We start from the raw sequence: 14,627 nt of genomic DNA, 5'->3' as shown, positions 1-14,627 counted from the left end.
ATTGTTTGTTGACGAATTTCACTTTTTAACCTTGCACAAAGCTGCCGCCACCTTTTTCCATCAAGCATACAAGCGGTTTAGAAAGTACAATGCCGGCGCGATTGCCGGGACGCAACAAATTCAAGATGTGATCGAAGGCACAACGGACACCGGTCAAAATATTGGTGAAGCCATCATCGGGAACTCCTATACAAAAGTGTTCTTTGGCCTTGACGGTAAAGGCGTTGATGATGTGATTACGAAACTACGCATGACGTTCTCGGATAAGGAAAAGAAGTTACTAGAACGCCGTAGACAAGGTGAAGCCCTGATGATCTATGGTAGCCAACGCGCTTTTATGCGAGTGGAGCTAACCGAAGAAGAATTGCGGTTAATCGACCCAGAAGCTTACCAAGAAAAATACAACCGTGAGACCGCAACACAACCGGATTATCAAAAGCGCGTGATCCTGACACCAAGTGAAATTGACGCCTTGACCACCACCGAAGAGGAAGGAGGGACTTTAAATGAGTAAAGCAAACCAGCTATTGAATATTGAGATTGGCACGTTCAAACGACAAGGAAAAAAGTTAATCCTTGAACTCAATCACAATCAATTTCGATACGACCAATTAACCGAGCTAAACGAATTAAAGCAAGCTGATTCAAATTTCTTGCAGTTAGTTAATGTTGTTGAGCAAGACCAGAAGGTTGTTTTAACTTATACCTTGCCGGATAAGGTTAGATCGTTAAAGGAATTACCCCATGAAAATAAAGCGATCCGGTCAGCGATTGCTAAGGAAATCATGAGCCAGGACGTGGTCACGGATAGTCAGTACCATATTGCGTTGAACCCAGCCAATCTATGGTATTACCCAATGCAACACGTTTGGTACGCTTATCGCGCCAATGAACTCATGCCTTATGATGATAAGCACAGCAACTTAGCTAAGTACAAGGCTTTAATCCTATTTTGTTTAACGGGGACGCCATATGAACGGCTATTGAGCAACCCTAAAGAAGCCCTAGCCAAACACCCTGACGAGTATTTACAACAAGTGGCTAAAGCCACGTCGTTAGCCGAATTAAAAGAAGTGGTTAACAGTGTTGAGGATTTTGTCAGTTACCACGAATGGCAAGTAGTTGAACACGACCGACAGAAAAATAAGCAACGATTATGGTTGAGTGTGGCTGGGATTGCGATTGTGGCAGTGGTTGCTATCGGTTTAGTTCACAAAAATGACGAACGGAAGTATCAGAGCCTAGCTAACCAGAATCAAGCCCAGGTCACGCGATTAAGATATAGCGGGAAAATTCAAACGGCTTTAAATGATAAAAAGTGGTCAGAAGCCCAAGAAGCCATGAAAAAGGCCGGGTACAGTTCAAGTAAGCAAGCCCAAACATTCCTAAAGCATAAACAATACCAGCAAGCCTTAAAGGTTGATCCAAGTCAGTTAAACAAGATTGTCAACACGGCTTATGTCAACAAAGATAGTAGCCAAGTGGCTGATTGGCAGTTACCAACTAAGGCGACGAGTAAGCAAAAAGATCAATTGAAACTCGAAAAAGCGATTGTTAATTATGATACCAATACGCTTAATAACCAATTATCCTTTACGACGAACGCTGATGTTTTATTGAGAATGGGACAAGCCTTCCTAGCACATAACGATACGCAAGACGCCCAGACCGTCCAAACCAAGTTAGCCGGCGTGAACAGCCCTAAAGCTAAGTATTTAAAAGCACTGTTAAGCCTCAATTCCGCTAAGAACGAAGTTAGCGACGCGCAAAAGAAATTAGACGACGCCAATAAAATTGATGGCAGTAAAGATAAGGACAAAGACAAGAAGGTAGATTCGGCTAAGTCGGACTTAAAGAATGCGCAAAGCGACCAATCAGCAGCGCAAAAACAAGTTGATCAAGCCAAGCAAAAAGTGGGTGATTAAATGCAGGTACTGTCGTTTGAATATAAGAAAAAGAAGTGGAAGCTGATTGCTTATATTGTGGGCGGCGCCATTCTGCTAATCATCTTGCTAATTGCGGCAGTCACTGGTCAATTGCAAGAAAACAGTTGCGATGATTCGACTACCGCAACCCAGACCCAGCTTGATAGCAAGGACATGACGTCCAATGCTAAAAATATCTATGCGCATTGGAAACAGAAGTATGGCGCAACCCCACAAGCGGCCGCCGGTATTTTGGGGGTGTTACAACTAGAAAGTCGGCTTGATCCAAAATCTGTTAATTCAAGTTCCGGTGCCACGGGCTTAGCCCAGTGGTTAGATGGCCGAAAAGATAAACTGGAAGACTTAGCTCACAAAGAAAACAAACCAGCCACAAATCTCGGAGTGCAATTAGATTATCTAGACCAAGAATTGAACAGTAGTTACTATGCGTCAAATAAGAAGATATTCAAATACACGGACGTGCACAAAGCGACCAAAGCCTGGTTAATGGATTATGAGGGTATGAGCAAAAACCCGGAACAATGGTATTTAAGCCAAAGATACGGTTATGCCGATCACTGGTATGCCGTGTTTGGTGCCAGTGATCCAGTAGCGGGCAATACCTTAGATAACGCGAGTTCCGGCGATCTGACCGAGCTAGGTTGTGATAGTGACCCGAGCTATTCCGGCGGCAGCATTGTTAAAAATGCCGAGAGCATGAAGGGGGACTTCTACTATGTGCAAACGCACCCCAGTCCTGATCTAGGTAGCAATTTAAAAAATCCTAATAAAACTGGTGGCACGGATTGTTCCGGCTTTGTCTGGTTAGCCCTGAATAAAGCTGGTTACAAGGTACCCGCCAACATGGGCTGGTTTACCGGCACGATGGCCAGTGACGCCAAAGGCAGTCATCAATATCTTAAACAAATCAGTGAAAATGACGCGAAAACCGGCGATATTGTGATTGTCAATCAAGGCGCCGGCGCGGGAAACAACGGCCATACGGCCATTCTGTTAGGCAAATGGCAAGGCAAAGCCACCAAGATTATTGAGCAAGGTGGGACAGGCGATAAGGTTAACGAAAGCACCTTTGGCACCGCTTTTTATAGCTTACTAAGTGGTGGTGATGTGACGTTAGCCCGGCCGATCAAGAAGTAAGGAGGGACAAACAAATGAAGCGGAGCATGGTTTTAAGTGTTGTGATTGGCAGCTTGATCTTAGTTCTGTCATTAGGGGCGAATGCCTATCAACATAGCCAAGTTAAACAGGCGCAACAGCAGATCACGCGCTTACAACAACAGAAGCGACAAGTTAGTCAGCAATTGACTAAAACCAACCAACAAAAGCAGTTATTGAGCACCCAAATTGACAGTTATAAGACCTACCAAAATAATAAAGACAAAAGTTCGGCTGAACTTAGCTTTAATACGGTGGTCACCAAATTCTTTGATGTCATGAATAACTTTAAGCCCAAGACCTACGGTCAGCGTAAAGATGGTGTTAAAGGCTTGATTTCCGACAAGTTATACCAGCAATACTTTTCCAATAAAGGGACTTATGGCGATAGCAATAGTGTTTCAGCCAAGTTAAACCAACTGAATCTGTATACGCAAAGTAAGCAGGGGCAAAACATGAAAGGCTTGGCGGTTGTTAGTTACCAAAGTAAGAGTGGCGACAACGACTGGCAAAAGGCGACGGTGCTTTACCAGGTGACCTTCGATACCACCACGAATCGAATTACCGCGGTCCAAAATTTAGGTAGTAGCTTTAAAGCCAGTGACCTTAATTAAACGGGTTAGCAAAGTCCTAGCGGTAATCGTGGTGATTTTAGCTGTTAGTGGTTTTGCAAGTCATCAATACGTGAATCACGTGGAAAAACAGCGACCGGTCATGGCATTAGCTAAGCACCCTAAAAAAGTGTTGTTCTTCTATCGCGATGATTGCCCGGATTGTCAATCCATTTTTCACCGAATCTATTGGCACAACGCAATTAGTCATAACATTGTGTTTATCAACATGAATCAGCCGCAGAATCGCCATTACATTCAGAAGTATCAACTAACGTCGGTGCCAACCTTGATCCATGGCAAGCAACGGTACACCGGAACCAACCAACAAAAGATTAAACAGATCGTAGGTGATTAAAAATGAAAGATAGAAGCATAGCCGTGATTAAAGCTAGTTGGCCGTATCTACTAACGCTAATCATTGGCTTGTATTTAGCGGAGATTTTAGCTGGCTCTGTCATGGCCTTGTCGCGCTATAAACTAACTTTTGCCGATCATATGCCAACCGTATTAAAGCAATTAGCCTTACACCCTTGGCACTATTACAACTTGTATTTAGGCCAAAAAAATCCGATATTAATTATTGTCAGTGTCGCCGTGATCCTGTATACCATCTACTTTGCCTTGAAGCGAAACAGTAAGCACAAAGCTTGGGAAACCGCTGATACAGAGACCCATGGGAGTGCAACGTGGGGAAATTTAAAAGAATTGAGTGACCATTACTTTAGTATCAATACTAAAGACCTGACAACAGGGTTTAACAACAGTACCAAGGCAGCAGTTCTCAAATCATTAGTCGACCGTGAGAAATCATCGAAGGGGGCAGATTAACATGAATGGCACAATTTTAGGAATCGTGGATAAGCAGGTTGTTTATCAGAACAACTCAACCAAACCCAACCGGAATATTTTTGTGGTCGGGGGTCCCGGTTCGTATAAAACCCAATCAGTCGTGATTACCAACCTGTTTAACGAAACGGAGAACAGTATTGTCGTCACCGATCCGAAAGGTGAATTATACGAAAAAACGGCCGGGGTTAAGTTAGCCCAAGGTTATCAAGTGCATGTCGTCAACTTTGCCAACATGGCGCACAGTGACCGCTATAATCCCTTTGATTATATTCAACGGGATATTCAAGCTGAAACCGTCGCCACGAAGATCGTTCAGAGTGAAAATGCCGAAGGTAAAAAAGATGTGTGGTTTAGTACCCAAAGACAGCTTTTGAAGGCTTTAATCCTGTTTGTCATGAACCACCGGTCACCAGAACAACGTAATTTGGCGGGTGTGACCCAAGTGTTGCAAGAAAACGATGTCGAAGCCGATGAAAAGGGTACAGATAGTCCACTAGACACCTTGTTTCTTGACTTACCAATGTCTGATCCAGCTAGACGTGCTTATGAGTTAGGTTTTAAAAAAGCCAAAGGAGAAATGAAAGCCAGTATTATTGAGAGCTTGCTGGCAACCATTTCGAAGTTTGTCGATCAAGAGGTGGCCGACTTTACCAGCTTTTCAGATTTTGATTTAAAAGAGATTGGCAATGCTAAGGTTGTCCTGTACGTGATTATCCCGGTGATGGATAACACTTACGAAAGCTTCATCAATCTGTTTTTTTCACAATTGTTTGATGAATTATACAAATTAGCCGCTGATCATCACGCTAAATTACCCCATCAAGTGGACTTTATCCTTGATGAATTTGTCAATTTAGGGAAGTTTCCGAAGTATGAAGAGTTCCTGGCAACTTGCCGGGGGTACGGTATTGGTGTGACGACCATTTGTCAGACTTTAACCCAGCTACAAGCCTTGTACGGCAAGGATAAAGCCGAAAGTATCTTAGGGAATCATGCCGTTAAAATCTGCTTGAATGCCGCTAACGACGTGACCGCTAAATACTTTAGTGATCTGTTAGGAAAATCAACCGTGAAAGTCGAAACGGGCAGTGAGAGTACCAGTCATAGTAAGGAAGAAAGCCATAGTAAGAGCGATAGTTACAGCTATACGAGCCGTTCCCTGATGACCCCTGATGAAATCATGCGCATGCCCGAAGATCAGAGCTTATTAATCTTTAGTAATGCGCGGCCGGTAAAAGCTACAAAAGCGTTCCAATTTAAACTATTTCCTGGCGCTGATCATTTAGTTAACTTGTCACAGAACGAGTATCAAGGCCAACCGGAAGCCACCCAAGAAACCAATTTTAAGAATAAGGTAGATAAGTGGAATCAGACAGTTGAAGCACGGCACCAAGCCCAAAAAGACGATCAGATAACTGATGATGAAGAAGACAAATTGCAGGACAACATCGATCAAGAATTAGAGACTAGACATAAGAAAATGCTGGGATAAGGATTATAGAAGGAGAGTAACTTATGAAATCATATAGGAAATATATAATCGCTGTAATGACAGTATTGCTGATTGCTATTGGTCTAACTGCTTGTGGGAAGTCTACAGCGCAAGACTTGCAAAGTAACAATTGGTATCTCAACCAAAAGGGGCAAAGTTATAAAACTCAATTTAACAAAAAAGCGATAATCATTGAAAGTCCATTGATGAATATGAATGGTACGTACTCAGTTAGTGATAATTCTGGTAAAAAGTATTTAAAGGTAAATACTGATGATGAGAAAAATCAAACGTTCGAATTGACTCCAATTAGTGATGGATATAAGGCTAAAGCAATTAATAAGTCTGCTAAAGCAGATAACGGCTTAGGAAGTTTTGAATTGCAAAAAAGGAAGTGATAGATATGTTTATTTTAGGTGATATTTCAGGAATGGTTCAGGGGGCAATTGCTAAATTTTTTGAATGGGCATTATCTGGTTTGTTAGACGGCTTATTCAATATCTGTAAGGCAATCATTGACCAAGCCAATCAAAGCTTACCGATTGTTAAAACGTGGTATGCCATCTTCCTATCCTTCGCGACATCATTAGTAGTCGTGGTCGTCCTTGGCCGCATTGTGATGACAATTCTAAAAGAAGCGGACGAAAGTACCGATGTTACTTGGGCTAATATCATCATGGATGGGATTAAATCAGCGGCCGTGATCCCGGTTTTCGTGTTCTTACAGGGCTTTATTCAAGGTTCAATTACCTTGCCCCTGCTAAAATATATGTTTAGTTCTGATCAGAAGTTCACTGCTAAATCAATTACCGGCATGAATAAGGTTCCCGGGCTAAAAGATGTTGGCATTTCGCTGCCCTTACAGATTTTGTTTCTGCTAATCTTTACTGTCGTAACCGTCGTGTTCTTTATCAAAATGTGTGTGTTTGTGGCTGATATGGCTTGGTATAACCTGACGATTCCTTTAGCGGCAATGAGCATGGCGACTGAAAGCTTTGATTATAGTGGCACGTGGTGGAAGAAGTACATTTATTACAATGCGTCCATTATTAGCCAGGTGCTTTGTATGTCACTATCAGTCTGGTGTTTCACTAATATGGCAAAGTATGGGTTTATTGCCTTTATAGCTTCAATCGGATTCGGTTTCCTGGTGGTCAAAACACCTGACGCCGTTAAAGACTTTTGGGCTTCAACCGGTGTGACTAAAAGTGCTGGTATGGGCGCTATGAGAATGTTTCAAAATTATTTCCGTAATCACTAGGAGGGATACGTAGTTATGAAAAAAATCGCACACTGGTTATTGGAAAAAGCAAAAAAAGATATGCGAACCGACCCTTTTACAACACCTTCACGGCGGACTAAGTTGTCTTACTATTTTGATAACTTAGTTAGTATGATTTTCTATGTGATGGGAATTTACCTCATGTTAATGGATTTATACCAAGAGCTTTTCACGGCGAACAATACCGATTTTTTAGGAACTGCGCTAATGGCCTTAGTTTTACTGCTGGCTGGCTTATTATTCCGTTGGTCAGCCTATGCAGATCTCAAAGCTATCAACCGATATCAACAATATTTGAAGCAACAATCGATAGAGCAGCAACAAGAATTGCGACGTGAAACTTGGTTGAAAGCAGCTGAACAGGGAAAAACAGAATTAGAACAGAAGCTTAATCACAAGGAGTGAACGAACATGACCACTGTTATCTTAGCTGAAAAACCTAGTCAAGCCCGTTCATACGTACAAGCTTTTCAAAAGAGCACAAAAAAACAGGGTTACTATACGGTTAGCGACCCTGTCTTGCCCGCAAATACGCTTGTCACGTATGGTCTCGGACATTTAGTTGAACTAGCCACACCGGATAAGTACGATCAGAAATATCAGCAATGGGCCTTATCTAATTTACCGATTTTCCCCGATAAATACAAGTTTGAAGTGGCAGCTAGTAAAAAAGCCCAATTCAAGATTGTTAAAGACTTATTAACGAAAGCCGATACGATTATAGTCGCTACTGATAGCGGCAGAGAAGGTTCTAATATCGCCTGGTCGATCATGAATCAAGCCCATATTGACGTTAAAAAGAAAACGATTAAACGTCTTTGGTTAAATAGTTTGGAAAAAGACGCCATTATAACCGGCTTTAAAAATCTTGGTGATTGGCATAAAGATTATTTAGCTTACAAAGAAGCGCAGACCCGCCAAATCAGCGACTGGTTAATTGGCATGAATGGTAGTCCCTTATACACCTTGTTATTAAGACAAAATGGGGTGCGTGGGGTGTACTCAATTGGTCGCGTACAGACGCCAACTTTGTATATGGTCTATCAAAGAGATCAACTCATCAAAAACTTTAAGCCCGAACCCTATTTTGAACTGAATGCGGAAATTTTAGCTAATCGGCAAAAATTCGAGGCAAAATTAGACCCTTATCAGCGGTTTAAAGACGAATCAGGGCTAATGACATTCATGCAGGCTAAACACGTTCAGAAGGGCTCGCAGAGCGGTTTAATCAAGGACACCCAAAAACAGGCTAAAAAGCGTGCCAGTCCGCAACTATTCTCGCTATCCAGTCTGCAAAGTGCCATGAATAAACGTTATCACGCCAGTGCTAGCCAAACCTTAGCGGCTATTCAAAGTTTATACGAAGCCAAACTGCTTAGTTATCCACGAACCGATTGTGCTTATATCACTAATGAAGAATTTGAGTATTTAGTGGCTAATCTGCCGAAGTATCTGGGTTTAGTTTCTCAACCCGTCTCTTTACCGAATACCACCCCAAATAAACGTTACGTCAACGGTAAAAAGGTCGAAGAACATTATGCCATTATCATGACTAAAGTTGTGCCGACGAAAGAGAAATTAGCCAGCTTGCCCAAAATACAGCAACAAGTCTATGGTTTGGTGTTACGAACCACGTTAGCAATGTTTGCTGATCCGTACGAGTATGAAGAAACCACCATTATTACCCAAATTGGCGACGCTAATTTTAAAGCAACGGGTAAGGTACCAACTAAGTCAGGTTGGAAAGCTTTATTTGATGAAAACCAAGCCGACCAGCAAGCCGCCGCCACCTTACCGCTGGTTCACCAAGGCGATCAAGTTCAAGCCAACCTGCAAACGCCGCAAAAAGAAACGACCCCACCGGTGCCCTTTACCGAAGGGACCTTAATTACGGCGATGAAGACGGCCGGTAAAACGCTTGATGATGAAGAAGCCCAGGCGATTCTCAAAGATGTCCAAGGCATTGGGACAAGTGCGACCCGGGCCAATGTGCTGGAAGTCTTAAAGAAACGCGGCTATTTAGTGACTGAAAAGAATAAGTTGCACGTCAGTGAAGTCGGAATTACTTTATGCAAAGCGGTTGAACTCGAGCCATTGCTGACTAGTCCGGAAATGACAGCTAAATGGGAAAAAGCGTTACAACAAATCAGTACCGAAGAACGCACCCCAGCTAACTTTTTAAGTCAAATTAGGAAGTTTGTGTCTAAATTAATTGCTGATGTGCCGACCCAATTAGCAGGAAATTCAGCGATCAAACAACAGATTAACCACCAGCATCAGGCACAAAAATCCGCCGAGGTCTTCTTAGAAACCCCACAAGCCACCGTGTTAAATAAACAAAAGTTTTACATTGTAAAGCCCAAACAAGGGGAAGACTTTACCTTACCCAAGAAATGGAGCAGTAAGACCCTCGGTAAGACCGCAATTAAAGCGTTGGTCACTAAAGGGGAAACCAGCAAATTAAAGGGGTTCAAAAGCAAAAAAGGGAAGTCGTTTGCGGCCAAGTTAAAGCTTGACGGCCATAAATTAAGTTTTGACTTTGATTAGACCTTACCTACCGCCTTCCACGACGTTCCAGTTGGTGAACCCGTCATTTAGGATTACTTTTACAGACCAAAAGTAATCTTAAACAACGGGTGAGATTAGCAAAGCAAAGGAGATTATCAAATGAACAATGAATTAGCAGTCACTGGTAGCGAATTACCCGTTTTGCAGACTAAAGAAACCTACAAGTATTTAAAAGAAATCACTGGTAATGGCGCTTATTATCAAGTCGCTTGGCAAAAATTAGCCGACGGCTACGTCGCCCTGTATGGCACAGCCCCGATTCAAATAAGATCGGTACCAACCCTGAACGATATTTTTGAAGATGAGGAGGGGTAGACAATGCCAAGTAAAGCAGACGTTAAAGCCTGGAAGGCGCAATTAGTTGCCCAAGCCGAACAGCAAATTCTAAAATTAACCGATAGTGATCAATTTAAACAGTATCTTAATACCTTGGCTAAATTCCACCAGTACAGTGCTAGAAACATTGACTTAATCTATGCTCAAAATCCGCAAGCGACCCAAGTCGCAGGCTTTAAACAATGGCAGACTGATTTTAACCGCACCGTTAATAAGGGTGCTAAGGCCATTCGAATCGCTGCCCCGATTATTAAGAAATTAACCCCCGCTGATCAAAAGCGACTTGATACCACCGACGAACGCGCCATTGTCGGTTATCGTTATCTGCCCATCTTCGACGTGGCACAAACTAGTGGTGACCCAGTCCTAAGTGCTAAAGATTTTGTCAAAGAAAACTTGGCCGATCATCAGAATGTGACGAGCTTGTATAACGCGTTCAAAGATTATTTAAACCAACAAACCGATCTGCAAGTCAGTGAAGTGCCTTTAGCGACGCTAAATGGGGCTAAGGGGTATTTTCAACCCAGCACTAATGAAATCGTCATCGGTGGTGATGAACCTGACAATGCCCTAAAATTAAAGACGTTGTATCACGAATATGCGCATAGTCAGCTTCACGGATTAAAAGCAGCTTTTAAAAATCGCCCACGAGCCTATCAGGAAACCCAAGCCGAAGCGGTCGCATATGTTGCCATGCAAAATATTGGCGTTGATACCAGTAACTACTCACTTGGTTATGTGGCTACCTGGGCTAAGGATAAAGCCGTGATCCATAGTGCTTTGAGTGAGATCCAGCAAGTGAGCAACAAAGTGATTGCGCTTAGTGACGGGTTAACCAAGCGATTAGGCTTACAGGAAGCGCAAAAAGATCCTGAACATGACCTCAAAAAGCGATCAGCCCAGGAACTTAACAAATCGTATCAAGGCTTGCAACAACAAATTAAGCAAGCGACTGATCCCCAACAAAAATCAGAACTAAAAAACCAGTTAAATGATGTTCACCAAGAAATAAGTAATCGAACGCAAAAACAGTTGAAAACATTTGCTGAAGAAAATCCAGAAATTAACCAACCAGATTCTGAACCTGATCAAAGTCTAAAACGTTAGCCAGTTTTTAAAGGACATGCTATAATGTAATAGAAAAAGGAAGCCCCGCCGAAAACAGGACTTCCCGTGCAAGCCGCTTCAAAGGCGGTGGCATTAGTTAACTAAACGATACTGTCGTCCCGTAACTCGCCAAAGTTATGATCGGGGCGGCTTTTTTATTTGTGATGCTTGTCGATATAGCTGAGTAGCGCGATTAAAAACGTGCCAAACAGCAACATCAACGAGAGTGTCTGGAAGACGCTCATTGACTGTGAAACCTTCCTGAAGATTATTCCATGTTCCCATGGGCCTCACCTCGTAAGGGAAAAGACAGCCACCGCCCTTAAAACTTCTTGCTTGATCTATTATACGAGAAAATCAGCGGGTAACCAAGTTCTATTGAACATTAAGCTGGGCTAGCCGCCGATTTTAGGGTGTGATTACTATACCTGGCTTTCATGTACAGATACTAATTTAGAATCCCACAGACACAACTTTTGATCTGCCACCTTCTGAAAATCATCATCATGTGAGACAACTATAATAGTTTTACCTAATGCTTGTAGTTCTTGAAAAATTTTGATTATAGCTTGAGCATTTTGATGATCAAGGTTACCTGTTGGTTCATCTGCAATAAGCACATCGAAAGGCTTAATTGTGGCTCGTGCAATGCCTACCCGTTGTTTTTCACCACCACTTAATTTATACACTGGTTGAGTTAATAATTCTGATTGCAATCCGACACGAGACAATGCTGTGAGCATCGCATCTTCACTGATCTTTCTTTGAGCTAGTTTTAAGTTTTTCTTAACGGTTTTATCATCTAACAAAAAATAATTTTGAAATACAAACGAAAACCGTTTTCCCCACAGATTTGGATAGTTAATCTTTTTTAAATCTGTACCATCTAAAGTAATTTGACCAGAGGTAGGGGATTCGATTCCAGCAATTATTTTTAAAAGCGTTGATTTTCCGGCTCCACTTTTACCAGAAATGCTGCAGAAGGATCCTTTCGGTATTTCTAGGTTGATATTTTGTAATATAGGAACCTTGTCATATGCTTTTGATACTTCCTTTAAAAGAATCATTTTATGAATCCCTCCCTATGGTTCGGTTCCGTTTTCTTACATCATACAAAACAATGGTGAATGACATTAGAATTGTTCCTAAATATATTAACGACGATTCTGCTAAGCCTAACCAATCTACTGATTGTGACGTATAGATAGCTATAAGGTTAGAAACTATGAAAACGGCACTAATAAAGCTAATGGGGGTAAGCATAATCATGTAAAGTGGGAATCCCATAAATTGTTTGATAATAATTTCTTTTTCTCGTAATAAATAATATTGATTTATCAATACAGCTAGGGAAACGAAAGTTATGATACCAAGCACAACTATTTGAGTTAGCGCAGTGTTAGTAGCATTTTTAGTCTGCTGGATTAACTTGGCTTTTTGTGCATAAATAGATGTTACATAGTTTATTGTGTTACCCATGCCGCTTTTCTTCAATGCGGGTTTAATTCTCTCATAAACTTCACCAACATGTTTATTGAAAAAGAAAAGTCCTCCGTTTAGTGCAAATAAGTTGCCATAACTGAGACTATTTTGATAATCATCAAAAACGGTTATAATCGGATCCTTAACCATATTCGTTTCTAAATTGTCTCCGGAGTTAGGATTGTATGTGAAATATTCTTGCCCATTTTTAGCATAAACTATTTCTATTTTAAGATTCTTCCGAGTGAATTTTGGCGTATGTTCCATTCGTTTCCACTCTTTAAAATCTGAATTTAACTGGAATAAAAATTCCGATAAATAATTGGACCGGATCTTTGACTCGTAAGGTCTATATTTTTCAGGAACTACCAAAATTTTCTTAAAAAGCGTGGGCTTTAATCTTGACGCTTGGGTACCATTTACCAGTTTAGTTTTAGACAACTTTAAATAATTAGTATCGGCGGTAATCGACCTACCTGATGGCCTAACTATGTAGTCCGATGCAGAGCTATTATCCGGGTCAATCGTGTACCAGGGGACTAATTGATTATTTGAATTGTAGGCTCCCAAAAGATTGTTTGAAAAAACTAAAAATGTTTTGTTCCGTTTATTTAACTGATGCCAAAGCTTTTTTGCACTTAAATCATAAGCCACCTCAGTTTGATTATCCGTTCGATCAAGTTGGTTAGTTACATTAGTCTGATAGATGTTCCTTGTAGATGACCACGTACTAAGATTCTTAGTCTGTTTTTGATATTGCAAAAGTTCTTGATGAATTTCCGGGATTTTGATACTAATAAATAAGACACAGGCTATGAACGCTATGACACTAACTGACATAGCGATTAGTGACGCCCCTGACCAATTAAATGAAGCGGCCTTAAATTTAGCTTGTAAAATTGCAACTAAACTATAAATAAAAATCATCAAAAATAGATAACCAATATATAAGAGTACTAACTGCAAAATAAACGTCTTATAATAAATCAGACAATTTTGGTAAGCAGAATATATTATTAATAGTGCAGCACTGCTCGTTACAGCCAAAACCATACTAGAAGAAACACTTTTAATAGATTCAATGACATTGCTACTCAGTCGATGACCAAAAAGTTTTCTTAGCATAACCGCTTGCCGCTCTTTTATAATGACAAACATCAGTGAAATCAGTGAAACAAAGCCCGATAAAAGCGCTAACGTAGCATAATTAAATGTATTATTAATCTCAGGGGAAGCTTCGCTGATGTTGGCTTTAACCTTAACTTTACCGAAATTGTGCATCACTTGAGTTACTTTATTGATATTACCTCGAACATAAAAGACACTGTTTAGGCCTAAGTTCTTAATTTTATAAAAAGGATACAATTTAACTCGATACTGAGTATTGGGAAGAAGTAATCTTTCTCCATTTCTGCTGTAATTGGTAGCCTCATTATCAGGAGACTTATCACCTGTTACCGGAAGCTTAGAATTAGCACTATAGATTATTAACCCTTTTTCACCAGTGAAAAAATATTGTGAGACACTGGTATTGCCAGTAGCCACTTTTTGGAGTTGACGTGTCAATTTTTCATAATCAGCATTATTTTTTAATTGCAGCGAGACTTCTTTTTCTTGGCTATACAGCAGTTTATTGAAATAACTATTTATTGAAGTATTAATGATAAGTATCCCAGAAAGTACTAAGAATATTATCATGCTAAATGACAATATTTTTTTCATGATTTCCTCCTTCCCCACCAAAAACCTTATAAGACTCTCTTAATTATATGTTATGAAAAAACTAAATGCTCCCA

15 protein-coding genes and 1 pseudogene are annotated in these 14,627 nt (G+C 40.9%); 13 read left to right on the top strand and 3 right to left on the bottom strand.

Annotated elements, in window-relative coordinates; genetic code table 11:
* The 13 genes and pseudogenes from FD25_RS02310 to FD25_RS02250 form a co-directional block, all read left to right on the top strand.
* Positions 1-514 (top strand): annotated as a pseudogene (locus tag FD25_RS02310) (VirB4 family type IV secretion system protein); the annotation flags it as partial.
* Complete coding sequence (locus FD25_RS02305) at positions 507-1,925, top strand: type VII secretion protein EssB/YukC (protein ID WP_057800972.1); 1,419 nt, start codon at positions 507-509, stop codon at positions 1,923-1,925. The pseudogene FD25_RS02310 and the gene FD25_RS02305, both read left to right, overlap by 8 nt.
* Entirely contained in the window at positions 1,926-3,083 is a 1,158-nt protein-coding gene (locus tag FD25_RS02300) for a phage tail tip lysozyme (protein WP_057800971.1), read from the top strand.
* A 14-nt stretch (positions 3,084-3,097) separates the two neighbouring features.
* Entirely contained in the window at positions 3,098-3,715 is a 618-nt protein-coding gene (locus FD25_RS02295; protein ID WP_057800970.1) for a hypothetical protein, read from the top strand.
* The gene (locus FD25_RS02290; RefSeq protein ID WP_054757439.1) at positions 3,702-4,070 is read left to right on the top strand and encodes a thioredoxin family protein; all 369 of its coding nucleotides are present in this window, start codon (positions 3,702-3,704) and stop codon (positions 4,068-4,070) included. Before FD25_RS02295 ends, FD25_RS02290 begins: the two co-directional genes overlap by 14 nt.
* 2 nt (positions 4,071-4,072) lie before the next feature.
* Positions 4,073-4,543: a hypothetical protein gene (locus FD25_RS02285; protein ID WP_057800969.1), complete on the top strand. Its 471-nt coding sequence runs from the start codon at positions 4,073-4,075 to the stop codon at positions 4,541-4,543.
* Position 4,544: 1 nt separating this feature from the next.
* On the top strand, positions 4,545-6,056 hold the full coding sequence (locus FD25_RS02280) for a VirD4-like conjugal transfer protein, CD1115 family (RefSeq protein WP_057800968.1): 1,512 nt from the start codon (positions 4,545-4,547) through the stop codon (positions 6,054-6,056).
* A gap of 23 nt (positions 6,057-6,079) precedes the next feature.
* The gene (locus tag FD25_RS02275) at positions 6,080-6,454 is read left to right on the top strand and encodes a hypothetical protein (RefSeq protein ID WP_057800967.1); all 375 of its coding nucleotides are present in this window, start codon (positions 6,080-6,082) and stop codon (positions 6,452-6,454) included.
* Between the two features lie 5 nt (positions 6,455-6,459).
* Positions 6,460-7,317 carry a conjugal transfer protein TrbL family protein gene (locus FD25_RS02270; RefSeq protein ID WP_146999969.1) on the top strand — a complete coding sequence of 286 codons (858 nt, stop codon included), beginning with the start codon at positions 6,460-6,462 and terminating at the stop codon, positions 7,315-7,317.
* 15 nt (positions 7,318-7,332) lie between these two features.
* Complete coding sequence (locus FD25_RS02265) at positions 7,333-7,743, top strand: hypothetical protein (RefSeq protein WP_057800966.1); 411 nt, start codon at positions 7,333-7,335, stop codon at positions 7,741-7,743.
* Between the two features lie 6 nt (positions 7,744-7,749).
* A complete protein-coding gene (topB, locus tag FD25_RS02260) occupies positions 7,750-9,885 on the top strand; it encodes a DNA topoisomerase III (RefSeq protein WP_057800965.1) in 2,136 nt (711 codons plus the stop codon).
* Between the two features lie 120 nt (positions 9,886-10,005).
* On the top strand, positions 10,006-10,221 hold the full coding sequence (locus FD25_RS02255) for a hypothetical protein (RefSeq protein ID WP_057800964.1): 216 nt from the start codon (positions 10,006-10,008) through the stop codon (positions 10,219-10,221).
* 3 nt (positions 10,222-10,224) lie between these two features.
* Positions 10,225-11,349 (top strand): ArdC-like ssDNA-binding domain-containing protein, encoded by a 1,125-nt coding sequence (locus FD25_RS02250; RefSeq protein ID WP_057800963.1) that lies wholly within the window; start codon positions 10,225-10,227, stop codon positions 11,347-11,349.
* Between the two features lie 155 nt (positions 11,350-11,504).
* Here FD25_RS02250 and FD25_RS14460 read toward each other — a convergent pair whose 3' ends face one another.
* From FD25_RS14460 to FD25_RS02240, 3 genes are all read right to left on the bottom strand, one after another.
* Complete coding sequence (locus tag FD25_RS14460; protein WP_222843308.1) at positions 11,505-11,567, bottom strand: putative holin-like toxin; 63 nt, start codon at positions 11,565-11,567, stop codon at positions 11,505-11,507.
* A 204-nt stretch (positions 11,568-11,771) separates the two neighbouring features.
* Positions 11,772-12,416: an ABC transporter ATP-binding protein gene (locus tag FD25_RS02245; RefSeq protein ID WP_057800962.1), complete on the bottom strand. Its 645-nt coding sequence runs from the start codon at positions 12,414-12,416 to the stop codon at positions 11,772-11,774.
* A gap of 1 nt (position 12,417) precedes the next feature.
* Positions 12,418-14,553 carry a hypothetical protein gene (locus FD25_RS02240; protein ID WP_057800961.1) on the bottom strand — a complete coding sequence of 712 codons (2,136 nt, stop codon included), beginning with the start codon at positions 14,551-14,553 and terminating at the stop codon, positions 12,418-12,420.
* Positions 14,554-14,627: the final 74 nt, after the last annotated feature.

It is taken from the genome of Levilactobacillus acidifarinae DSM 19394 = JCM 15949, from assembly GCF_001434835.1.
GTDB lineage: Bacteria > Bacillota > Bacilli > Lactobacillales > Lactobacillaceae > Levilactobacillus > Levilactobacillus acidifarinae.
Note: the sequence above shows the minus strand (reverse complement) of the source record. Positions and strands in the feature narration are given on the sequence as shown.